Origin of the sequence: Paenibacillus sp. NAIST15-1, from assembly GCF_001894745.1 — a bacterium.
Classification (GTDB): domain Bacteria; phylum Bacillota; class Bacilli; order Paenibacillales; family Paenibacillaceae; genus Paenibacillus_B; species Paenibacillus_B suaedae.
In genome coordinates this window covers 60,716-83,858 of record NZ_BBYF01000001.1, presented here as the reverse complement: position 1 = coordinate 83,858, position 23,143 = coordinate 60,716, and the positions used below count along the sequence as shown (strand labels likewise).

18 protein-coding genes are annotated in these 23,143 nt (G+C 47.9%); 7 read left to right on the top strand and 11 right to left on the bottom strand.

The genetic code is table 11. The features are described from left to right. Nucleotides 1-16: 16 nt before the first annotated feature. On the bottom strand, nucleotides 17-1,135 hold the full coding sequence (locus PBN151_RS00375) for a mannose-1-phosphate guanylyltransferase (protein WP_227774233.1): 1,119 nt from the start codon (nucleotides 1,133-1,135) through the stop codon (nucleotides 17-19). Between the two features lie 166 nt (nucleotides 1,136-1,301). Between PBN151_RS00375 and mnmH the strand changes: the two genes are divergently transcribed. Beyond that, complete coding sequence (gene mnmH, locus PBN151_RS00370; RefSeq protein WP_072727215.1) at nucleotides 1,302-2,333, top strand: tRNA 2-selenouridine(34) synthase MnmH; 1,032 nt, start codon at nucleotides 1,302-1,304, stop codon at nucleotides 2,331-2,333. A 28-nt stretch (nucleotides 2,334-2,361) separates the two neighbouring features. Here the strand turns inward: mnmH and PBN151_RS00365 are convergent, their stop codons facing one another. Then, nucleotides 2,362-3,471, bottom strand: coding sequence for a glycosyltransferase family 4 protein (locus PBN151_RS00365; protein ID WP_072727214.1), 1,110 nt, complete (start codon nucleotides 3,469-3,471; stop codon nucleotides 2,362-2,364). Nucleotides 3,472-3,624: 153 nt separating this feature from the next. Here PBN151_RS00365 and PBN151_RS00360 point away from each other — a divergent pair, with 153 nt between their 5' ends. Further along, nucleotides 3,625-4,800 carry a glycosyltransferase gene (locus tag PBN151_RS00360; RefSeq protein ID WP_072727213.1) on the top strand — a complete coding sequence of 392 codons (1,176 nt, stop codon included), beginning with the start codon at nucleotides 3,625-3,627 and terminating at the stop codon, nucleotides 4,798-4,800. On the opposite strand, the gene PBN151_RS00355 is transcribed toward PBN151_RS00360, so the two are convergent. From PBN151_RS00355 to PBN151_RS00340, 4 genes are all read right to left on the bottom strand, one after another. Beyond that, on the bottom strand, nucleotides 4,797-6,488 hold the full coding sequence (locus PBN151_RS00355) for a DUF4214 domain-containing protein (RefSeq protein ID WP_072727212.1): 1,692 nt from the start codon (nucleotides 6,486-6,488) through the stop codon (nucleotides 4,797-4,799). The two genes, PBN151_RS00360 and PBN151_RS00355, sit on opposite strands and share 4 nt — an antisense overlap. Nucleotides 6,489-6,519: 31 nt before the next feature. Beyond that, a complete protein-coding gene (locus tag PBN151_RS00350) occupies nucleotides 6,520-7,626 on the bottom strand; it encodes a DegT/DnrJ/EryC1/StrS family aminotransferase (protein ID WP_065290410.1) in 1,107 nt (368 codons plus the stop codon). A 40-nt stretch (nucleotides 7,627-7,666) separates the two neighbouring features. Next, entirely contained in the window at nucleotides 7,667-8,308 is a 642-nt protein-coding gene (locus PBN151_RS00345; RefSeq protein WP_072727211.1) for an acetyltransferase, read from the bottom strand. A 242-nt stretch (nucleotides 8,309-8,550) separates the two neighbouring features. Then, the gene (locus tag PBN151_RS00340; protein ID WP_072727210.1) at nucleotides 8,551-9,642 is read right to left on the bottom strand and encodes a glycosyltransferase family 61 protein; all 1,092 of its coding nucleotides are present in this window, start codon (nucleotides 9,640-9,642) and stop codon (nucleotides 8,551-8,553) included. A gap of 274 nt (nucleotides 9,643-9,916) precedes the next feature. On the opposite strand from PBN151_RS00340, the gene PBN151_RS00335 reads away from it, so the two are divergent. From PBN151_RS00335 to PBN151_RS00325, 3 genes are all read left to right on the top strand, one after another. Continuing rightward, complete coding sequence (locus tag PBN151_RS00335; RefSeq protein WP_083544851.1) at nucleotides 9,917-10,480, top strand: CmcI family methyltransferase; 564 nt, start codon at nucleotides 9,917-9,919, stop codon at nucleotides 10,478-10,480. 128 nt (nucleotides 10,481-10,608) lie between these two features. Further along, on the top strand, nucleotides 10,609-11,688 hold the full coding sequence (gene leuB, locus PBN151_RS00330; protein WP_072727208.1) for a 3-isopropylmalate dehydrogenase: 1,080 nt from the start codon (nucleotides 10,609-10,611) through the stop codon (nucleotides 11,686-11,688). Nucleotides 11,689-11,915: 227 nt separating this feature from the next. Then, nucleotides 11,916-12,461, top strand: a complete 546-nt coding sequence (locus PBN151_RS00325) for a peroxiredoxin (RefSeq protein WP_021254513.1) — start codon at nucleotides 11,916-11,918, stop codon at nucleotides 12,459-12,461. Between the two features lie 74 nt (nucleotides 12,462-12,535). Here the strand turns inward: PBN151_RS00325 and PBN151_RS00320 are convergent, their stop codons facing one another. From PBN151_RS00320 to PBN151_RS00300, 5 genes are all read right to left on the bottom strand, one after another. Then, nucleotides 12,536-14,524, bottom strand: a complete 1,989-nt coding sequence (locus PBN151_RS00320; RefSeq protein ID WP_072727207.1) for a glycoside hydrolase family 15 protein — start codon at nucleotides 14,522-14,524, stop codon at nucleotides 12,536-12,538. Nucleotides 14,525-14,528: 4 nt separating this feature from the next. Next, nucleotides 14,529-16,958, bottom strand: coding sequence for a sugar phosphate nucleotidyltransferase (locus PBN151_RS00315; protein WP_072727206.1), 2,430 nt, complete (start codon nucleotides 16,956-16,958; stop codon nucleotides 14,529-14,531). Next, nucleotides 16,955-19,918, bottom strand: a complete 2,964-nt coding sequence (locus PBN151_RS00310) for a 1,4-alpha-glucan branching protein domain-containing protein (RefSeq protein WP_083544740.1) — start codon at nucleotides 19,916-19,918, stop codon at nucleotides 16,955-16,957. The genes PBN151_RS00315 and PBN151_RS00310 overlap by 4 nt, the downstream gene beginning before the upstream one ends. After that, nucleotides 19,915-20,472: a DUF4912 domain-containing protein gene (locus PBN151_RS00305; RefSeq protein WP_072727205.1), complete on the bottom strand. Its 558-nt coding sequence runs from the start codon at nucleotides 20,470-20,472 to the stop codon at nucleotides 19,915-19,917. Before PBN151_RS00305 ends, PBN151_RS00310 begins: the two co-directional genes overlap by 4 nt. Nucleotides 20,473-20,596: 124 nt before the next feature. After that, on the bottom strand, nucleotides 20,597-20,830 hold the full coding sequence (locus tag PBN151_RS00300; protein WP_021254518.1) for a KTSC domain-containing protein: 234 nt from the start codon (nucleotides 20,828-20,830) through the stop codon (nucleotides 20,597-20,599). A gap of 180 nt (nucleotides 20,831-21,010) precedes the next feature. Here PBN151_RS00300 and PBN151_RS00295 point away from each other — a divergent pair, with 180 nt between their 5' ends. Together PBN151_RS00295 and PBN151_RS00290 are read left to right on the top strand one after the other, a co-directional pair. Next, nucleotides 21,011-21,418, top strand: coding sequence for a hypothetical protein (locus PBN151_RS00295; RefSeq protein WP_021254519.1), 408 nt, complete (start codon nucleotides 21,011-21,013; stop codon nucleotides 21,416-21,418). Between the two features lie 347 nt (nucleotides 21,419-21,765). Then, nucleotides 21,766-23,106, top strand: coding sequence for an ATP-binding protein (locus PBN151_RS00290; RefSeq protein ID WP_227774231.1), 1,341 nt, complete (start codon nucleotides 21,766-21,768; stop codon nucleotides 23,104-23,106). The last annotated feature ends 37 nt before the right edge of the window (nucleotides 23,107-23,143 follow it).

Sequence of the window (23,143 nt, the reverse complement as noted above, 5' to 3'; positions counted from 1 at the left end):
AGTCGTATCCACCTTTCTATAAGAACGTGTCGTATCCGCGCTGCTTCAAGTGCTTCACCATCTTTTTTATATCCTGTGTTCGTTCTTTCGGACAGACGAGAACCACATCATCCGTGGCGACGATCACGATGTCTTCAATGCCTACCGTCGCGATTAACTGCTTTGTTGCACCGTAGATAATACTTCGCTCCGTATCGATCCCCTCATGACGCCCATGAACAATATTCAGGAGCTCATCGGTCTGGTGTATGCGCTCAAGTGCATTCCAATTGCCGAGATCGTCCCAGCCGTAATGGACAGGAATCATGTAGATGGATTCACATTTTTCGATAACGCCATAATCAATGGATTGCTTCTTGAGACTACTGTATGCGGCTGCGAGCTGTTGTTGACCGTTATGTGAATCGTTTAAGAGTGTCTTCATATCAAACAAGGAACGATACAGGTCAGGTAGGTGCAGATGGATCAGATGCATGATGGTTGAAGCTTTCCAAATGAACGTCCCTGTATTCCAATAGTGGCAGCCATCAGCAAAAATATTGTTTGCAACAGACAGTTCTGGCTTCTCGATGAATTTCTCAACTGGGGTAAGTGGAGTGGATATATCGGTTGCTTCATTTCCGTTAGTAGGGGTAGGGCTGTTCTGTTGGATACGGATATATCCGTATCCCGTCTCAGGGCGTGTTGGCTTCACCCCCAAAGTAACAACACATCGTTCCTGATCTGCACGATAGACGGCGGTGCGCAGTGCTTCGTGAAAAGCATCAGGATCCGAAATATAGTGATCGGAAGGTAAGGTAATCAGAATGGGATCTTCGTCATCTGCACTTAATTGAAGCGCGGAAAGACCGATGCATGCAGCGGTATCTCTCGCCATAGGCTCCACAATAATGTTCTGCAGCGGGAAGGCAGGAAGCTGCTTTCGGATAATAGGGATGTATTCTTCAAGGGATACGATATATATATGTTCCAGCGGTAAATATTGAAGCATTCGCTGCACCGTGTCAGCAAGCATCGATTGTTGATGAAGAATCGGCAAAAATTGCTTTGGGTAATCTGCGCGGCTGAAAGGCCAGAAACGAGTTCCAGTTCCGCCAGCTAATATAACTGCCTTAACGGTCGTGATGTGAAACACCTCCTGGGAAACAGACAATGATGGCAATCATGGGTTATTACTACATATGTACCTAACGTAAAAAAGGGCACGGCGATTGTCAGAGTGGATTTCTTGGGCGGAATGCTATAGTCTTAACAATAGTTCGATATCACGAGATTGTAAGAGACAACAAGAGGTGAGAGATATGCACGATATTTCATTAGAGCAGTGTATGGCATTGCGGGACAAGGAGGCAACGCTTGTTGATGTGCGTTCGCCAGGAGAATTCGAGGAATTCCGAATACCGGGAAGCATCAATATTCCTTTGTTCACGAATGAAGAACGGGCGGAGATCGGAACGATATACAAGCAAGTAAGTGTAGAAGCGGCCAAGGAACGTGGGTTAGAGATCGCGTCAGCCAAGCTTCCATCATTATATAAGCAGTTCAAGGAGCTTCGAGGGACGACCATCATCTACTGCTGGCGGGGCGGCATGCGAAGCCGTACGATGGCTACTGTGATGTCTCTAATGGGATTGAAGCCATACCGATTGTCAGGGGGAATACGCACCTACCGACAATGGATACAAGAGTCGCTGGTGAACTATGACTGGCGAATACCGTGCATTGTCCTGTCCGGACATACGGGGACAGGGAAGACAGATATGCTTCGGCAGCTTCAAGCGGAAGGGTATCCCGTCCTTGATCTTGAGGAGATGGCAGGACATCGAGGCTCTGTATTTGGGCATATTGGACAAGTCCCGAACAATCAGAAGATGTTTGATGCGATGCTATTTGAGAAGCTGGAGGAGTTAAAGTCAGCAAGAGTACCTTGCCTCCTATTGGAGGCGGAGAGTCGTCGAATCGGGAAGGTCATACTGCCAGAATTTCTGATGGATGCGAAGAAGGCGGGAACGGTGCTTGATATCCAGCTGCCGATACAGGTACGGGTTAGAAATATTGTGAAGGAATATGAGCCGTCCAAGCACCCGACTGCAATCCGTGAAGCATTCGCCCGCATTCAGCGGCGCATGCATACCCCGCATGCTAACGCAATTGCAGAAGCACTTCGCCTGGAGAACTATGGAGAAGCGGTGTCGCTCATGCTGGAGCATTACTATGATTCCAGGTATGATCATGCTTCGATGGGCTATGAAGGCCAGATCTATTCCATTAAAGCTGAACATCTGGAAGACGCATTGAAGCAGATTAGGGCACATCTCGGAAGACCGGAGTAATAAAGGCAATAAATACGGGCTTCACCTTCTAGGTAAAGGTGAAGCCCGTTGTACGTGATAGGGCAGTAATGAGATCCTGAGCTGCCTTATCAGGTGAAAAATGAGTGAGCGTATGGTGCATAGCAATTTGGCCTTTGGTAGATGCTTCCGCATAATTGGTAACGACATGCCGCATCTGGCTGCGCAGGGCGTCTACTGAAGCCTCAGCCCACAGCTGATCACTCTGGTATCCTTGGTAATAAGGCTGAGGCCTTACGGGTACGAGGTGGTAGGGGATTAAGTAACTGTTATATTCATTCAAGAAATCAAGATGACCACCCCAGCCGGTTACAATGATAGGCACTCCCCTCATAGCGGCTTCCAATACGGGATAGCCGACACCTTCTCCACGGCTCGGCAGCACAAATGCATGACTGCTTCGATATAAGGCATCCATCTCCATCTCGCTGCGCAGTTCTAAATCGATATAGACCTGAGCAGGATGATGTGTCAGCTGCAGTTCTCTCTTCCAATGCTCCATCATGTGATATACCTCTGCGGTACCTGCTGTCTTAATAATGAGACATACCGGATCAGCCGCCGTAAATTCACTCCAGAAGGCTTTGAGCAAGATGTCTATTCCTTTGCGATCAATCCAAGAACATACGGACAAAAATCGGAATGGCGGTAAATGATTCACGTACTGCGGTGTATGCTCAGGAGAAGGTGGATGATAGGGTTCGGAGAGACAGGGCCGAACGTAATGCAGCGGTACATTAACGCCGGATTGGCGAAAAACATTGATATTATGAATGCTAGGCAGCAGGATGCCGCTCATTTGATTTGCTTGTTTAATCCAATTATCTGGTATCTTCGACGTTTCCCAGTAGGTAAATCCGAATGAAGCCCGAAGCTTTCTCCGCCAGAGATCCGGAATATAATGATATACACTAACGCGGCGACCAGCGCTGCGTCGCTTTCTCAGCAAGTGCTCCAGTACAGAACGTTGATCTGGGGGAAGTCCTACTTGCGGTAGTCCTTGATAGGTTTCAAGGCTCACATCTACGCCGGCAGCATGCAATGCGAGTACATATTCTCTGGTTGCCTTAGCATATCCAGTGGAATCGAATACTGTGCCATGCCATATAACTTGCGCCATCCTAATATTCCCTCCAATCTAGCTATCGTTATTGTACTCGGAAGCATGCTTCATGCGTCACGGCTACTCCCACGAATCTTAGTGCAGAATGCAGCATAAGGATTAACTGATTGCTGCGTTCAACAAGATATCGCTTCCGAGGGAGTGTGGATAATGAGAATTATGATATGGTGCGCGAATATGATATCGGCAGGCGGCGGAGCAAGATTGCTATCGAATATGCTGCCTGCGATGGCTCGGCAGGTTGATATTGATCTCGTACGATTAGTCATTGCACCTGACACGAAGTTCAAAGAGAGAACCGATACGGTCAGCTACCCGAATATCGACATTGTGTATTTTAACGGAAGCATTCAATCGCCAGAAGCGAGGGTGCTGTTAGCAGATTGCCATGTTGTGTATTTCTTCTGGCCGCATGGGCCTGCTTATGTGAAGGTAGATCTTCCGACGATATGCACCTTTCATGATGCAACTGTCTTTGACTTTGTACCACCCTATGTGTCAGGCGCCGTTATTGAGCAGGCTTGGCGGGAAGCGAAGGAATGGCTTAGTAACATGACCTCAATTGTCGTATCCTCACGCCATGTACAGACTAGGCTGCTCCATCATTTCGGAGAGGTAGGCAACAGCGCGACCATTATTCCGCACGCCATACTGCCAGCAGATCCGATAAGTCATCTCGTCAGCGATAACGTGAGCCCTGATGTGGCCGTCCGTCTCCCGCCGCAATATGTGGTCTACCCAAGTAATATATCTCCGCACAAAAATCACTATAATCTGCTGTTGGGATATTCCAGGTGCACCGCAGTTAACAAAGTCCCGCTCGTACTGTTTGGACATCATACAGAATTGCTGCGAGTTGTCCCTCCACAATGGCCGGAACAAATGTATGTGCCTACGCTGATTTCTTTATTATCAAGGACAGGGCTTCGCTTGGATGCAGACATCTATCCGCTGGGGTTCATTCATGACTCTAACGTGATTCCTCTAGTTCGCAACGCGCAAGCACTTATTATGCCGAGCATGTCGGAGGGGGGAGGAAGCTACCCCGTAGAAGAAGCGCTGCGTCTTGGTGTACCGGTGCTGTGCTCGGATATTCCTGTGATGAGAGAGCATATGGCAAGACATAGCGCGGAGATCATCTGGTTCGATCCGGAATCCCCTGATTCCATCGCACAAGCACTGAATTTATTTTTTGAACATTCCAGTCATTACAAATCGTCTGCTGTGCAAGGCATGAATGATCCAACAGACACGTGGGATTATATTGCAAGCCAATATATTCATGTCTTCCGTGTTGCCTATTTGAAATATTACGGCATGATTTAGACCGGGTTCGATATAACATGTTGGAGAAGGGCGTAGTATTCGTTCGCAACATCCGACCAGCTTCGCTGCATTGCTCCTTGAATCACTGCCTGTTGTCCTGGCACTAAGGTATGGCGATATACCCATAGAGCGCGAAGACTGGCTTCGATCTCGTCTACGGAGTATGGATTGAAGGCCAGGAAGGCGCTCATATTGGGAATAATTTCGTTCGTCACCTCTAGATTGGCCGCAGCGACAGGTGTTCCTACTGTTAAGGATTCAAGAATAGGGAAAGGACAGCTGCCTTCAAACAAGGTAGGCACGATTGTGCCGATTGCATATTTGTAGAGAGAAGGCATGTCGGAGGTCGGAATTCTGCCGATGAACATGAGACTATTTAAAATTTCAGGATCTTGAACATGATGCAGCATGCGCATGACATCGGCTTCTTTTGGACTGCTGGACAATTGATCAGTGAAGACGAGTCGCAGACGCGAATGGTATCCGTCTATCGTTAATCGGAATTGAATAAATGCAGCAAGAAGCCGCTCGAAATTTTTGTGAAGGCGAAGTACGGTTGGAAATACGATATATTCATGATGAAGCTGATATTTCGCTCTAAAATGCTGCTGATCCATAAATGAAAAGGTTTGATACTCGTCACTAGGTGGAGCAAGTCGGATGACATGCGTTTTGTGTGCAGGCAGCCCAGCAATGCCAATTGCATGGTGAGTTCGTACATAATTCGAGTTCGATACAACCGCCGCGGCTTTATGCAAAATATAATAGCCATTTCGATCCACACGGTGACAAAATTCTGGGTAGGTAGAGAAATAAAGCTCTTTAAACTGATGATGAACGAGATCATGCAGACATAAAATATACGGCTTTTTTAAAAACATGGCCAAATCGAGCGAGATAATGGGGACGATCCATATCTCAGCGGGTACATTCGTATTGAAATGCTCTACATTATTGGAATGGTGGATATGAACTCTGCCCGGAAACATTGGTCTTAACGGTGAGAAAGACTGTTCTGCATCGGCGTAATTATAGCCAGTAGCAGCAATATGAATGTGCACGTGTGGAAAGTTGGACAACATTCCTCTCGTAAGCCGATAGAGGAAGCGGCCAATTCCTTCACCATCCATGGCTAGCGGGTGCGGATAAGCTAAGAAAATCCCAATATGCTGAACAGTTCGCGGGAATGCTGTTAGACTAGAAGAAGCGTTGGGATCCGATTTCAACGGTGGATGCGGATGTGCAAGCAATTGTTGAAATTCTGTGGTATTCAAAAATTGCCGAAGCATTAGTTTCTTACTATGTTTGGCCATTAATCCCTTCAAATGGCCTCGCAAGCCCTGTGAGTCTGGATTGCGGCACAACAGTTCATCATATAAAGAATGGACGAAAAAAAAGGGCTCTGCTGCGTAAAATCGCCGAATAAGACCAGCAGCGGAAACAGCTTGAGTAGGAATAAAACTTGTAGGGGGCCTAAGGTAGTTCTGCTCTGCCTCCTCACTGCACATGACTCGCTCGATAATACCTAGTTTGGTCTGCCGAGAAGTCAACAGTCTCATATAGTGCTGACTCTCTACCGCTCCTGGTTCGCGGTTAAGGAACTGTCGAAACAGCTCGGTGATGAAATGTTGACCATCCTGCCTCCAGATTGCTTGTATGAAATGGATGAGTCGATATTGCAGATCCAATAATGTCTCCTCCTAACAGCTCATTTGTTCGTCACAGTATGTCTTGCAGGGATTGGCAGATATACTGAATATCCTGTTTGGTTAATTCGCCGTGGCTGGGAAGATTCATGCCTTGCGATGCAATTCGGTTGGCGATCGGATATTCTTCATACAGCTGACCATCGCGATAGGGAGGAAGGATGTGCATCGGATAGAAGAATGGCCGGGTTTCAATTCCTTTGTCCTTCAGTTGCTGCATGACATGATCTCGCTGCTGCTCGGAACGGCCGTTCAACACAATACTGAACATCCAGAATACATTTTTGGCCCATATTCGTTGTACAGGCAGTGTCAGTCTGCTGTCATGCTGCAAGTAATCATAATAATGCATTGCTACCCGAATTCGCTCTCGAATATGCCACTCAACCTTCTCCAGTTGGGCGCATCCGATAGCGGCTTGAATATTCGTCATCCGATAGTTGTAACCGATGACCGGATGCCAATACTTTTTGTTCTTATCTATCCCTTGGCCTCGCAGCAATCTTATTTTCTCCGCAATGGCTTCGTTGTCTGTGGTGACAACACCGCCTTCCCCAGTTGTAATGACTTTATTGCCGAATAGGCTGAATGTCGCTGTATGTCCCAGCGCTCCTGCCATTCTCCCTTTGTACTGCGCCCCAATCGCTTCAGCAGCATCTTCAATGACAAACAGATCATATTTATGAGCAATCTCCATGATTGGATCCATGTCGGCGGGATGCCCATATAGATGTACCGCGATAATGCCCTTCGTACGGGAAGTGATTTTTTGCTCGATTGCTCGAATGTCCATGTTCCACGTATCGGCTTCAACGTCAACGAATACAGGTAGTGCGCCGCAATACGTCACCGCATTTGCTGTCGCAACGAACGTAAGTGTAGGTACGATGACTTCGTCACCTGGCCCGACATCATGAGCAAGCAGGGCAAGATGCAGTGCTGTTGTTCCATTGCTGCAGGCGATTGCATGCTTCGATTGGCAGAAGGCAGCGAATTGCTGCTCGAATTGATCCAGATAGGGGCCGTTGGAAGAGATCCAGGTCGTATTCAAACAATCCAGCACATATTTCGTTTCATTTCCATTCAAGACAGGGGTTGCTATAGGGTAGTATTTGTTCATGTTATTTCCCTCCAACATTCATGTCTGCAATTAGCTCGATTTAAATGTGAATCTGCTTAATGACGCGAGCTGGAACCCCAACAGCAACACAGGATTCTGGAATATTGCGAATGGCAACAGAACCAGCCCCCAAAATAGACCATGCTCCAATGGTAACCCCGTCGATTACTTTGGAGCCTGTGCCGAGAAAGCTTCCTTCTTTAACATGTACATTCCCAGAGAGTGTGGTGCCAGGAGCAATATGACACGCTCGCTCTATCACGGATTCATGATCGATTGTGGCACCTGTGTTAATGACTGCGTAGTGATGGACTTGAGCTTCTGAATTTATGACCGCGTTGTGCATGATCGCAATTCCTGATCCTAACTGTGAAGAGGGGGCAACATAAGCGAACGGGCTGATGGCATTGATCAGGGTAAAGCCCAGCTTCTCTACTTGAACTGCTATTTTGTAACGCAACTTGTTGTCTCCGATTGCTACAAAGGCATGGCGTATGTCATCCGCGAATAAAGTAGGCAAGATAGAATCATCGCCTAATAAGGGAATTCCCATAATCTGTGGCTTCTCCGATTTGTCCGTACATCCAATGATCTCTATCGATGAATCATGCTGCAAAATATCGATAATCACTTTTGCATGTCCGCCTGCACCAATAATTACAGTCTTTTGCTTGCTTGACACGAAGCATTTCCTCCTGACCACAGAGTCTGTACTGATACATTATGATGATTGTGAGGGGGACGACTTAGGCATAACAAATGATTGCGTCTAAAATGGGTGAAATGCAGACGTTCGTGCCAAAAGAGAGGTTGGAGAGTCTGGCCGCATTCGATAGAAGGCTATCCCTGCAAAATAAAGAAAGCCGGGGGTTTATATCCCGGCTAATTCAAGAGTCTGTTTAAGCTGGCTCATATTAACATCTCCTATTCGATTCCAGCCAGATGAAGCACGTGCCGCAGCTTATTCACATCCACATACAAGTTATCGGCACCTCCGACCGGCTTTGCAGGGTACTCAATGTCGCAGATGATTTCATAGTAGTCAAGCCCTGCATGATTGCTTATTTTCCAAAAGTAATCGTCCGTAACAGTATGCGGCGTCAGTTCAATGACCTTCGTTCCGGGATTGCAGAAGGCAAAGTTAATATTCCCGCTCCCGAAGGGGGCGACGACTGCTTGAGCAGAAGAGTATATCGCGATCTTCTCAGCAGTTGTTAGCGGAGTAAGCACAATTTTGGTAAATCCTTTGGAATGCAACAGTTCTAGCACCTCATCTTCATTGATCACGTAGCGAGCGAAAGCATCCTGTCTACTGACGTAAATTCGTTCATACCCGCTGATAGGCTGAACCGGATGGTTGTCTTTCAGTTGTCTCCGTATATACTCATATGCCCAGCGAGGACCTTTGCCTGTCATCCACGGTACTGCAGGGACAAGAAGTCTCTCGGCCATGATATGGAATTCATTTCGATCGGCCTGAATAAGCCGCTCAAGCGGGATACCCAGCATGTCCAACGATTCATATTGGAAGGAATGCGTTAGTTTGCCGATGACATATTTGTCAATTGGTATTCCGCTCTGCTGGAGCAAGTGAAATCGCGGCAATATGTCAAAAAACCAATGTCCGAAAATGGCTTGTGTGAACACCAGCTCAGGAATATTCCACCCCCATACGACAGTGCCCACCGTACCTGATTGGTAGACGGGTGGTGAAAGTGATAACATGTCATAGGGGTAAAAATATTCGACATCGAGCAAGCGTTTGTTATCCGGTGTGATGACATAGCAGTTCCCCGTAGCAAGACGGCCGTACGGCACGGTAGCTACGAAGGCTTCCTCATAGTTGCATGTTATCGGCCATCTCATAGGATCGAATCCCTTTGTTGGTCGTAGTGCGAGCGTCTCTTGCGGGTGAATCACTTTGTAAATCCCTTCGATTGGAATTCGGTGTTCATTCGCATAGGAAATCGCCCACTCTTTGGTTCGGCCATAGTATTGATCGGGGATGGTGTACATCTCATCTTCCCTCCCTATGAAAGACTTGTTTCTTGCTAGTTATTTCATTCTATGGCTCTCTCGAATGAGAAGAGACGGCAGATCATGACATGGAAAAGTACAATTCTGCGGAGTTTATATAAGAATCCTAGATTAGATTCGTATTCCTATCACATTTCCTTTTCCGTATTCATATATTGAAATCGTACATCTACATGGCTGCACATAAGGAGATGATGATTTGAACTCTACCGTTGCTGATTTTACCTCTCATTATTATGATAGTCTTGTATGGATGAACACATATTGGATGGGACAACACATTTATAAATGCCCGTTGGATTTATTTCTATATCAAGAAATATTATTTCGGGTTAAGCCAGATGTTATCGTTGAATGTGGAACCAACCTTGGCGGAAGTGCTCTGTTTTTAGCACATATGTGTGATTTGCTAGGATCGGGAAAGGTAATTACGATTGATATTGTGGAAATAGCACGCCCGCAACATGAGAGAATTACGTATCTATTAGGGGATACGATCTCGCCAGAGATCATCAATCAAGTGAAACAACAAATTTCTCCTGAAGATGTAGTGTTAGTCATACTAGATTCAGAGCATACGGAAGAGCATGTATTTCAAGAACTCTCTTTATATAACCAGTTAGTAACCAAAGGCAGTTATCTAATCGTCGAGGATACTCTGGTTAACGGCCATCCGATAATGCCTGCATTCGGGCCAGGGCCGATGGAGGCGGTTCAAAAATTCCTGTTGGAAAATGATCAATTTATCATTGATAGCAACCAGCATAAATTTTTCCTGACCTTCAATCCGAAGGGCTATTTGCTTAAAGTCAAATAATGCAAAGAACGACATGGAAGATCCTTTAATAGTTTTTACCTATAAAAACAATAGCTTTTATATCTTAGTCAGACTCGTTCATTTGTGATACAACAAGAATAACATTACTTGAACGAGGAGTGGCAGACATGGCAGAAGTGAAGAAGATAGCGATTGTTGCTGGCGATGGAATCGGACCGGAAGTCGTAAGAGAAGCGGAGAAGGTATTGAAGCGTACGGAGGAACTTTTCGGATATTCGTTCGAGACGAGTCATGGACTGTTCGGGGGAGTCGCGATAGACGAGAAGGGAACGCCGCTGCCTGAGGAGACGCTGGCTCTATGCAAGGATGCAGATGCGGTTCTGTTAGGAGCAGTTGGAGGGCCGAAGTGGGACAACAATCCGAAGGAGCTTCGTCCTGAGACAGGATTGCTTGGCATTCGCAAGGCGCTTGGTTTATTCTCTAATATTCGTCCTGCAGTCGTATTTGACTGTTTGAAGGATGCATCCACATTGAAGCCTGAAGTGCTTGAAGGTACGGATCTAATTGTCGTACGTGAACTGACAGGCGGGATTTACTTCGGAGAGAAGTTCCGCCGCGAGGGCGAACATGGACAGGAAGCCGTTGATACTTGTGTCTACAATGTACAGGAAGTCGAGCGCATTGTACGCCAAGCATTCGAGGTTGCTCAGAAGCGCCGCAAGAAGCTGGCTTCGGTAGATAAGGCGAACGTGCTTGAGACTTCGCGCTTGTGGAGAGAGACGGTGAACCGCGTTGCACCTGAATATCCAGATGTGGAGCTGGAGCATGTATTGGTGGATAACTGCGCGATGCAGCTGCTGCGTCGTCCGGCTAGCTTCGACGTTATCGTCACCGAGAATATGTTCGGTGATATCTTAAGTGATGAAGCAGCCATGCTCACCGGTTCTATCGGCATGCTATCCTCTGCTTCCTTAGGGGAAGGCAGCTTCGGTCTGTATGAGCCCGTACATGGTTCGGCGCCGGATATTGCAGGGCAAGGAATTGCGAATCCAATTGCGACCATTCTATCGGTTGCTCTCATGTTCCGATTGACATTCGGCTATGAAGATGCGGCACAATCCATTGAAGATGCAGTGAAGGAAGTGCTGGATAGCGGACATCGGACAGGCGATATCGCTACAGATAAGTCTATGGCGATCGGAACGGAAGCAATGGGCGATCTGATTGTGGCAGCTATGACAAAATAATGGGATGATGATAAGGCCAACTCTTAGAAGGATGAGTTGGCCTTTGCTTTGTTGCCAGTCATTTTGGACAGACATTCCTGGGAATGATCAGCTCTATATGATGACAATAGCTCCAGTAAGCCGTTGATTGCATGCAGGTTGGTTTGGGGCGTGTCATTTTTGAATCGAACGGGTAGAATGATATAATAAATGACACCAATTCAGTTAGTACTTAGGAGGAATTTAGCTTGGCAGAACGTTTGGTAGGCAGACCTGCTCCAGAATTCAATATGGAAACTGCAAAAGGTGACGGACAAGGATTTGGAGCAGCATCTTTGTCGGATTACCGGGAGAAATGGCTCGTATTTTTCTTTTACCCGCTCGATTTCACATTTGTATGCCCGACCGAGATAACGGCATTGAGCGAAGCTGCGGAAGAGTTCAAAGCATTGAACACGGAAATCCTAGGGGTATCCGTTGATTCCATCCACAGCCACAAAGCATGGATCAATACACCAAGAGAGCTGAATGGTCTTGGCAAAATCAACTTCCCGCTCGCCTCCGATATTACGAAGAATGTTGCACGCGACTATGGCGTCTTAATAGAAGAGGATGGCATTGCACTGCGTGGCTTGTTCATTATTGACCCAGAGGGCGAACTGAAATATCAAGTCGTGAACCATAACAATGTAGGGCGCAGCGTAGAGGAGACGCTTCGTGTGCTGCAGGCGTTGCAGTCCGGCGGATTGTGCCCAATCAATTGGAAGCCTGGAGATAAGAACTTGAACGCCTAGACGGTCTGCCAATTGGTATATAGCAAGGCAACTGAAAGGAAAGCCCCGCAGAAATCTGCGGGGCTTATTCAATTTCAAGATAAACAGGCTGCCTCCAATTGCTTGTATTTCTCAATATACTTCAGAACGGTATGAATGTATGTTGCATGTGACCAAGTTAAGGGTGCAACGGACAGTGGAGAACCATCAAATGGATCCAACTGCTCAGGAAGCAATCCGCTTGCCAGACTGTGTGCTTCCACCCAGCGCAAGGTATCATGTGCGGCTTGCAGTTCCTTCAGGTTGGAGGCGGTATCGATGTCATGGGCTGCGAACCAGAGGGTACATATGATCCACGGATTGCCGGGAGCAAGGCTCGGATCATTGCTGCGCTGGAAGTAGTAATCTCGCCAGTAGCGCGCAATCCCCCCAGTCTGGCTGCGAATGGACAGCTTGCTCTTCAATACGCGAACGGTTGACAGTACCCGCTCATCGTCAGCAGGAAGTACACCGAACATATAAATGGCTAGAATGCTGCTCTCGGGCGTACAATCCTGAGCCCATTTCCCTTCCTTCCGGTACAGTCCGCGTACGAAGCATCCGGCTTCTTCATTCCATAGATGGGCCAGCATCGCTGCCTTGATTTCCTCTGCGGCGCTGCGGAAGCGGTCAGCTCGTTCCTCATCCCCGAACAGAGATGCGAAGTTGGAAGCAGCCACTAAGCCGCTGTAAACAGCTGAAGCGGTGAAAGTGAATATTCCATACCGCTCCTCCCATAGATCATAGCTGGGCAGGGGGAGCCTCAATTCGGGATCGCGGTAGTGAATCATGAATTTGGCAGCCTTGCGGATTAAGGATTGATAGAGTGATTGAGGGAGCTCAATGTCCCGGTGATGTTCGTAATATCTCCACAGTGCCCACAGCACAAGTCCAGTCTCGTCCTCTTGGATCGGCAGTTGCGATTTGCCGTCGCGCAGATAGGGATGCCAGCTGGAACCGACGGTGCCGTCAGGATTATACTTGTGCAGCAAGTATCCTTCCGCAGTCAGCGCATCAGCACAGAAGCGGAAGAAGGGGGCTGTCATCCCGTGGTATCCCGCAGCGGACATCGCTTCCGCGACAAGTGCGCCATCCCGAGGCCACATGTAGCTGTAATGATCCCGATTGAATTGCATAATGTCCGTATCATTTGCTGCAATGATTGCCCCGTTCACGTCTGTCTGCGTGCGAATGATAAGCAGGCTGAGCTTAAATAGGCGTATCAGCTCGGGCTCCAGATCGGCGAAATCAAGCTGGCGCTGATTCGACCAACGCTTCCAGTAGGTGCTGACACGCTGGATCAGTTGTGCAGGGCCGCTGTCTCGTACATATCGATCAAGTTGTTTCACCTCATCAAGTCGATTACCAACACTGAGCCAATAATAGCTCTCCCGGCTGTCTGAGCCGGGGACGATCGTGCGCAAGCAGATCGTGCTGTCAACAGAGCCTTGGGCGATAGGATTTCCCATAAGATGCCCATCCTCTGCGTCCTTCCACGTTCCCTCTGCCTGATGAAATCGCTTGATGCCTGTCGTGTATTGGTGTATGCCTGCTATTTCACCATGATGCTGGGTGATGCAGCCATTGAACATGAAGTAGCGATCTTTTTTGTAATGAAATAACGTGCCATTGTCAGGGTAATATCCTGCTGTATCGCCAACTTCCGTTTCATTGATGGACAGATCCTGGTGGAAAAATAAGCGTACTTCACGTGGGTTTGGATTACCATTCGAGATGACAATCCGCTTCAAGTAGATCGAATCCCGCTGGTGAACGGCATCATTCATATGAAGTACAATACCAAGCCCTTCGTGTTCGGCAGTTACATCGGTAACAAGCGAATCTTCTTGATAAGCCAGGCGAATGTTCCACTCTGGATCGCCTAGCCAGCTGAATTGACCTTCCACCCATACCCCGAGACGGCTGGGATAGCCTGCTGTATGATTCAGTTGACCAACATACGGATAATAGACATCCCTTACATAGGCGTGCTCGTCAAGGTTCACGAGAAATTTGCCATTTCCGACGACTAGATGGCGCGGCACGTCATCACTTCCTTAACGGGGACTGCGTCTGGATTAACCGTCCTGCATATTCATGAGCTAGAATTCGCGCTTTGGTCATACTGTCTGCTTGTGAAATAACGCGGAACAAAGGCTCTTCTTGATCCGGCTGAATAAGAATGGAGCCCTCAGGCGTCTCAATCTTAATTCCATCCAGAAATTCCGCGCGATAGGAGGACTGGCGAACCCACTCGGTCATCTCGCGCATGACACTGCCTTTGTCAGAACGGGGGCAGGTCACTTCTTCAATGGCGGTATGCAGGGTTGGAATATCCGCAACAAGTTCGTGCAGCGGCTGTCCGGTGTCTGCCATGAGCTGCAAAATCAGACTAATCGCATATAAGCGATGTGCCGCAGGCAACAAGGCGATGCCGCTCGTGGCTTCCATCTGGGAGCGAAGCGGCTCCTGCGTCCGTACGATCCTTACCCCGCTGCGACTGACAATCTGCTCTGCTGTAACAGGAGCGCTGATCGGCACCCCGATGCTCGCGTTAACGCCCGTTTGGACAAGCGCCTGCAGCAGCAGCGGAAGCAGATGATTATGATGCATGCTTGTGCCGTCACTCATATAGATGCGGAACCCTTCATCTTCGGTCAGCATGATGCCCATGTCAGCCTGAACATTTCGAATATGCTCAATAACGGCAGCTGGGGACGGCACATCAGATTGGGTATGCAGCAGGATGCCTCCGGTCAGGGAAGACCATTGTTGAACGAGTGCTGCTTCTGCACCTGAGCTCTGAACGATGAGCTTGAAGCTTGCAGATTGAATTAGATTGAAGTCAATGGCCTTGGATAGTGTTGTAAAATAGGAGGTTATCGCGTGTTCTTCGCTTCTTCTGCGCCCCATATATTCGATTGGTGTTCGTGCAAAGTCTTCTTGGAAGTAGGCATTTTCGATCTTACGCTCCAAACTTTTCGCGAATGGCATTCCTCTTGCATCCATCCAGCTCATTACCATTTGTTCGAACTTGGCATCCTCGCTAGCGGACAGTACCTTGAAATGAATGCCGCCATCGGCCTTCATTGTGGTAACAGCATGCCGCAAGCATTCCAGCGGAGCGTCTCCGATATCAATGATATGAATGCCCTGTGATTGAAGTCCTGCTGCACAGGCATTCTTCATTATGGTGTCAAAAGGATGCGAAGATGCAGCCAGAACAATAGATGATTCCCGATTGAGGATCGATCCATAAGCACAGGCCAGCTTGCCGATAAATTCTGGGGTCAGCTCGCTATTCGGACTTCCGCATATTTTGCTGCCCTTGAACAGCGAGGCAGCTGCATTGCCCCAGATGAGCGTAGCATTTACGATGCTATGCGCTTCAACCTCTTTGTTCGGCCACAGTTTAACTTGAGAACGGATATGGGATTTATCGCCGATCGTACAGCCGCTTCCAATAACAGCGCCTTCTTGAATGTGTACATCACTGCCGATGTTCGTGCGGTGGAGCAGGATTGCATCTTCAATGTCGCAGTGCTTGGCAACGCGGTTTCCGTTCCACAAGATGGAGCGTGTAAGTGAGCTGTGCGGGAACACAATATTGCCGGAGCCGAGAATGGTATATGGTCCGATCGAGCAGGATGGGTGGAGGATCGAATCTGATCCGATATAGGCAGGTCCGCTTAGCCTAATACGGGAAGGGAGCCTCACGCCTGACTCTACGAATAGACCTGGCATCGGTTCTGCTGCTTGAATGTGCACATCTACGCGGCGATCGAGCATATCGAATTGAGTCTGCCGATATTGCTGTAAGTTTCCAATATCTGACCAGTATCCGGAAGCAGTATATCCGTATAGTCGCTGCTGTTCTTGAAGCAGTCTTGGGAAGAGATGCAGACTGAAGTCATAGCTTTCCCGCTCCGGAATCCAATCTAATATTTCTGGCTCCAATATATAGATGCCAGTATTGACGGTGTCGCTGAATATTTCTCCGTAACTAGGCTTCTCAAGGAAGCGGGAGACCCGGCCCTCTTCATCGGTCATGACCACCCCATATTCGAGAGGCAAGCTTACTTGCGTCAGTACCATCGTAGCGATTGCCTGCTTCTCCTTATGATAGTGGATGGCCTGGCGCAGATTGAAGTCGGTCAAGGCATCGCCGCTGATGACGATGAACGATTCGTTAAGGAAGGACTCAGCATTCTTAATGCTGCCTGCCGTACCGAGAGGAGCGTCCTCCTCGAAATAATGCAGCTGCACGCCATATTTGGAGCCGTCACCGAAATGGTTGCGAATCACATCGGGCAAATATTGTACGGTAACGGCGATTTGATGAATGTCGTACCTCTTCAACAATTCAATAATGTATTCCATGCACGGACGATTCAATAGGGGAACCATTGGCTTTGGTGTGCCTAGTGTCAACGGTCGAAGCCGTGTACCTTTGCCGCCTGCCATAATCACTGCCTTCATCGAGCGATCACTCCTTCATATACTTGTCTCGTTGACACAGCTATCGTATTCCAGTCGTAGTGCGCTCGAACCTTCTGTTGTGCTTTTACAGCCATTTGAGCAGCTCGCTCAGGATGGAGGAGGAGATCCGTTACATGCCATGCTAATGATTCAATATGACCTGGGAGTGCTTTGTATCCATCTACAGCATGATCAATGATTTCAGCGAGTCCACCCGTGTCTGATACGACAACAGGTGTTCCGAACCGCATTGCTTCAAGCGCAACGATTCCGAAGGGTTCATATAGACTGGGGAATACACATACCGATGAGGCTGCAATCCACGCATCCCGTGCCTCATCCTGTACAAATCCAGCGAAAAGGATATGTTCTTGCAGTCCTAACTGTGCGGCCTGAGCCTCTAATTGCTGTCTCATGGGTCCAGTACCGGCGATAATCAGCTTCGCTTGTGGAATAGACTGTATAATAAGTGGCATTGCCTCAATGAGAATATGGATGCCCTTCTCATAGACAAGGCGGCCAACATAGAAGAGAAGTTGGGAATCTACTAGATCAGTGCGATGTTCTAGGTTGTTGATCGAACCAGCTGGTATAGCTGTGTCAATCGCGTCAACCCCATTTGGTATCATGGTAACGCGCTGCCGTGTAAGATCGAACAGAGATGCGACCTCCTGAATCATGGCATGGCTGCACACAATGGTATGGTCGGCCTCTGCTGTCAAGCTTGCTTCCAAGTCATGGATTCGCTGCTGAAGCTCGCCGTGCAGCCGGCCATGATTGCGGCCATGCTCGGTGGCATGAATGGTAGCAACCAGCGGCCAATGGTAAGTCTGCTTCAAGTCTGCTGCGGCAGGGTAGACGAGCCAATCATGAGCGTGCATGAGGTCGAAGGTCAGACCGGCATCTACGAGATCATCAACGAGTGATGAAATGGCAGCGTTCATATGGAACACCCAATCCATGAACTCTAGTGGTGAAGCTGTCTGTATAAGTGGGACACGATAGACGTGAACCCCATCCATTAGCTCATAGTCAGGTGCGCCTGGCACTTCGCGAGTGACTACATGAATTTCGCATTGCTTCTTGCTTAAATGGCGGGAGAGATCATATACGGCTCGTGACAGCCCGCCTACAACGAGCGGCGGGAACTCCCAAGCTATCATTAAGATGCGTTTGTTGGAACGATATTGTGGATGATGTGCCAAGATAGGTTGGGGACAGTTGAATGGTATAGTTCGTTTGGTAGGGGGATAGGCTGCATTGAAATGGTACATTCGCTCGATTGAATGCCTAGCTCTGCTGGATAAAAGCCGATAATCAACTGTAGGGAAGCAAGGGTATTCTCCCTCCATCCGCTCGACAAGTACTTGGTCGTATACGCCCCGCTCAATCATGTCCAGCAGGTTGTGGCATCGCTCCAGATGCTGAGTCGTTCGCATCCCAGCATACTCGGTCACCGTCCCCGCATCTACGATGAAAGCCCAATCGCTGCTCGCTGCGAGCATCCATTCGTTGATAGCTTGATTGATAATGCGCTCTTGCATGTCATGGAAGCTTGAAGCTGCCTCCTTATCGACATGGGATACAGTGTGCAGGATTCGATCTTCCGTCTCATGAAGACGTGGATACATCCAGTCATTTCCCTGCTGCAGCCAGACATCCGCATATCCGCCGCGTCCCCAACTACAGAACGATAATTGAGCCTTTTCTTGATTGGGGTATCGCGATAGGTAATCACTTGGTGTTACGAACTCAATGCGTTGTGTATGATGGCGGGTTCGTTCCGACTGCTCTCGGAATAATGCTTCTATCCATAGCGGGCCTTCGAACCACCAATGTCCGAATAGTTCCGCATCATAGGGGCTGATGGCGATCGGAAGGCGATCCCCATCTACTTGAGCCGCTTCAAGTTGAAGTTCTCTGTTGGTCAAGAAGTGACGTGCGTGTTCCCTAGCTTTGTGCAGGGCCCGTTCTGGTCGGTATGGTTCTTTAGGAACGTCATGTACTCCGGTAATTCGATAATATTTGAGTCCTGTATTGATTCGTGCTTCATTATCCAGCAGGTGAGGACGAATATAATCCCATTCATCTGCACTGTTCCAGCCAAGATCGTAGCCGATGTCGCGATAGTATTCTCGATAATCATGGTCACCCGGATACCCTTCGTGCGTGCTCCATACTTGTCTTGAGGAATCTGGATCGCGTGCGAAGGCGAATACCCCTCCTCCTGTATCGATAGGAGCATAATGCATGGCTGTTGGCTGCGGCATTGCATTGACGAATCCGTGGTGATCAACAATAAAATATTGAATCCCGCATTCCTGAAGAAGCGGGCTAAGTTCTGGTGCGTAGGCGCACTCTGGCAGCCAGATTCCGTTAGGCCGTCTGCCGAGCAGCCGCTCGTGTTCCCGCATCCCCACCTCAATTTGCAGGTAAGCTAGGGATGGCTGCTTAATTAGAGGGAGGAAGGCATGAGTTGCAGCACATGTCATGCATTCCAAGTTCCCTTTTTGGACATAATGCCGATATCCATTAATGACATTGCCTTCGAGCCGAGCGTAGATGGACTTCAACTGATGCCACCGCTCCACATACATTGCAGCGACGTCCTGCAGGCCATTGTGGCCTGCCAATCTCTTTACTTCGGATTCAGCCAAGTCAATCGAACGCTGCAAGTGGGATTCAAACCGCACTTTCATCTCCGCATCGTCCATCATGGACAGCAAAGTCGGGGTTAACGTCATCGTCAGGCGAAACGGGATGTTGTCTCGCTCAAGCTGGCCGAAGGTATGAAGCAGTGGGAGGTACGTCTCCAACATGGCTTCGAAAAACCAGCGTTCTTCCAATGTGCGCTGTACATGCGGGTGGCGCACATAAGGCAAATGTGCATGCAGAACGAGGGATACTAATCCTTGCGTGTGCATGCTGGGATGAGAGCTTACTGGGACAAATGCGTTCATTCACAAACTCCTTCTCGATTTTCATATAACGTATAAGATGAGAATGATGGAAATGGCGATCCAGCTTCTGTTTGCTCCAAATGTATGGCTTGTAAGGCACCCATCTGCTCAGGGAATTCGCCATATGATTGCAAGTAGGGGGTATGAACGAATGTTGAACGTGCAAGTGGTACAAAGGATTGCGATACCGGAATGATCCCATAATCAGCTATGTATGAACGATTCGGCTTAACAGGATGCAGATATACGGAGCTCTCATGCGATTCCACGGGATGCAGTAATACTTGGTTAGATGCGCCTAGCTTGCAGTGAGGAAAATCGGCACGCGGTACTTCATACAGCTGTATCGCTTTGGTCATTTCGTTCCAGCCCATTCGATAGTGTCGCTCTACGGCTACTTGTGTGCGTGCTGTGATGAACCAATAGGCGAATAGGGTAAAGGGGTCTTTAAGTAACAATTGCAAGGCAGAATGTTGACGATAGGATGATGGCGTCCGTGCATCGGCAGCAGGAATAAGCGCTCCTCCTTTCCTGGAAATCACTTCATGCTTCAACCTATACTATCCATGCAATCGGTGTTTCATGTCTGTTCCTTTTATGAATATTTGAAAAAAGGATTGGAACCTTTGAAAATGAAAATGCTTTTACATTTGATTTCAAACTTGGCAATATTGACGCTCACACATGTTCATGACGCTTCTTCAAGCTTGAATGTAACAGACCTTCCGAAAGTTTCATGACATCGTCGTATTGATTGTCAGAATGCATTAACTGCTCGAACCAGCTTGACGATATGGATGAAAATGCGTCTTGCTTCCCATCTGCATAGTGCACAACTAATTTGAGATTTGATTCGTCATAATGTACGTATTGAATTTGCTTCGAGGCGATGAACAGTACATTTGATTTCATAAGTATGCCTCCCGCTTCTTTGTATTATTTACATCTATATGCCCATGGGCACACAGTTATACGCGGGGAGCTTAAGGTAGGACGTTTGAAGGAAGTTTTATCAGAATTAAAGGAATTATTAGAGGGGCTATCGAATACACTACAATAATCTTAGCTTACCGCAGAGCGAGGAGGGAGAACATGAGCTTTTGTTGTGGAGCAAGCATGATCGGGACAACGGGTACCCTGCAGCATTATCGAACACGCATTCATAATGTTCCCCTGCTGCTGTGTCCGGTCTGTCATCGCATTGAAGTCCATTACTTAGTTGAAAGCGAATACGAAATACTGGCGGAATATTCATCAGATGACGGTGCGGAAGAAATTGACTTCCGTGACTATGTACACACAGATGATGAAGGTATGTTCGAGAACTGTATTAATCAAGAGCATGATGATCCGCTAGAGCTAGTGAAGACACAAATCGATAATGCGCTTGATTTACTTGCATTGGCCAAGCAGTGGAAAGATACACAATGGGAAGCGGAGCTGAAGCGTCGATTAGCCCTAATGAGTCGTCGCAGAGCGAAGCTGCTGAAGCAAAAATAGAAGCTGTCTGTCATATAGGATAAGAGGAAGAGGCGGCAGCCGATCGTCAAACAGCGTGCTCCGAGGCGCGTTCATCGTAGGGCGATAGGCGCATGGCGCCTCTTTGTCGTGCAATGAGATGGGCTTTTAGCTTACTTTTAAGGGAAATGAGCTTATTTGTCCATTTTCGACATTATCTAGTGTTGACGATTTTGCCAAAAGTTTACTATGATGAAGCTGTTGGGACGAACCTGGATACGGTTACCGTACAAATGAGGTGAGCCACATTGACCACGGACTGCAAGCATCAAGTGCGAAGTGAGAATGAGTGGATTCAAAGATATTGTAGAGGGCTGTGGAATTATATCATGAACGGGGACGAGAAGGAACTGCATGTGGCGAGGGAATTAGCCATGGAGCTACATTCACTGGAGCTGCAGCAGGATCTTCTTAGCTTGCACGAGGATGCAATGTTTACTGTTCTGGCCCATGTTGACTGGAATGATGGGGTTAAGGCATTTCATCGTTCGTTCCTATATTTCTTAGAGTGGATGATAGCTATAAAGACAGAAGAGAGAGGCAAGGAGGGGATTGCAGTGGCGCTGAACCCGATACGTGAGCCTTGGATTCAGTCCGCACAAGCTTTATTTTCCACCAAGAGCGTTCGTGACAAATACGAGAACGTGCTTCAGCATATGGATAGCGGAATCGTATTATTTGACTGCAGCGGCGTACTGTCTTTCATTAATGTGGAGACCGCCAAGCTGTTGGATGTACCACGCAAAGCACTTGTAGGTTGTTCCTTGCGTGAAATGCTTTTTCATCCTTTACTCAAAAGGGACAAGCGCAAAATGCTCCTCCGTCTCTATAAAGATACTATCCTCCAAAGAAAGCGCTATCACGAATTCTCCGATCGTCTGGACCGACATTATCTTGTCACCGTCACCTACGGGGATCAGATGGATGGCGATTATTTATTTAGCATTAAAGATGTATCTGACTTCAAGCGCATCGAACAAACGGCATATCAAAATGACAAGCTCGCTATTCTTGGTAAAATCGCCGCAGCTATTGCGCATGAAATACGCAACCCATTAACCTCGATTCGCGGCTTCATTCAATTGCTCAGGCCGCATCTGATGCAGCTTGGCAAGGAAGAGTACGCGAAGATTATTCTTGCAGAAATTGATCGTGCCAATGATATCATCTTTGAATTTCTGAATTCCTCCAAACCATCAGCTCCTATGACCTCAGAAGTTCCTGTCTCATCCCTTCTACGAGAGGTTGTTCTCCTGACCGAAAGCGATGCTGTTATGAAAGGCTGCGAGATTGAATTAGTCGACAACTCCGCTTCGGGCTCATTATTTGTATCCATTGATGTGAAGCAGATTAAGCAGGTTATATTGAATATGATACGCAATGCGATTGACGCGATTGATGATGTGGCCGCTGTACGGAAAGGGCATATCCGCATCGTGACGGAGCGGGACGATCGGTTCGCGAAGATACATATTCGGGACAACGGAAGAGGGATGTCCCTGAAGACGATGGAGCGCTTATTCGATCCATTCTTCACAACGAAGGCCGATGGTACTGGACTCGGGTTGTCTGTCAGTTATCGAATTATTAAAAATCACGGCGGGTTAATTGAGGTAGACAGCCAAGAGGGAGAATGGACGCTGTTTACGATTCGATTGCCGCTCGCATAAATACTTGTAAGGGCAAGAAGCCTCACCAACGCAGCCG

Bases quoted from the DNA above. Each gene is read 5' to 3' on its own strand.
- mnmH (WP_072727215.1), top strand. From the start codon at position 1,302: ATGCACGATATTTCATTAGAGCAGTGTATGGCATTGCGGGACAAGGAG.
- PBN151_RS00365 (WP_072727214.1), bottom strand. From the start codon at position 3,471: ATGGCGCAAGTTATATGGCATGGCACAGTATTCGATTCCACTGGATAT.
- PBN151_RS00360 (WP_072727213.1), top strand. From the start codon at position 3,625: ATGAGAATTATGATATGGTGCGCGAATATGATATCGGCAGGCGGCGGA.
- PBN151_RS00350 (WP_065290410.1), bottom strand. From the start codon at position 7,626: ATGAACAAATACTACCCTATAGCAACCCCTGTCTTGAATGGAAATGAA.
- PBN151_RS00340 (WP_072727210.1), bottom strand. From the start codon at position 9,642: ATGTACACCATCCCCGATCAATACTATGGCCGAACCAAAGAGTGGGCG.
- PBN151_RS00335 (WP_083544851.1), top strand. From the start codon at position 9,917: ATGAACACATATTGGATGGGACAACACATTTATAAATGCCCGTTGGAT.
- leuB (WP_072727208.1), top strand. From the start codon at position 10,609: ATGGCAGAAGTGAAGAAGATAGCGATTGTTGCTGGCGATGGAATCGGA.
- PBN151_RS00315 (WP_072727206.1), bottom strand. From the start codon at position 16,958: ATGAAGGCAGTGATTATGGCAGGCGGCAAAGGTACACGGCTTCGACCG.
- PBN151_RS00310 (WP_083544740.1), bottom strand. From the start codon at position 19,918: ATGAACGCATTTGTCCCAGTAAGCTCTCATCCCAGCATGCACACGCAA.
- PBN151_RS00300 (WP_021254518.1), bottom strand. From the start codon at position 20,830: ATGAAATCAAATGTACTGTTCATCGCCTCGAAGCAAATTCAATACGTA.
- PBN151_RS00295 (WP_021254519.1), top strand. From the start codon at position 21,011: ATGAGCTTTTGTTGTGGAGCAAGCATGATCGGGACAACGGGTACCCTG.
- PBN151_RS00290 (WP_227774231.1), top strand. From the start codon at position 21,766: ATGAACGGGGACGAGAAGGAACTGCATGTGGCGAGGGAATTAGCCATG.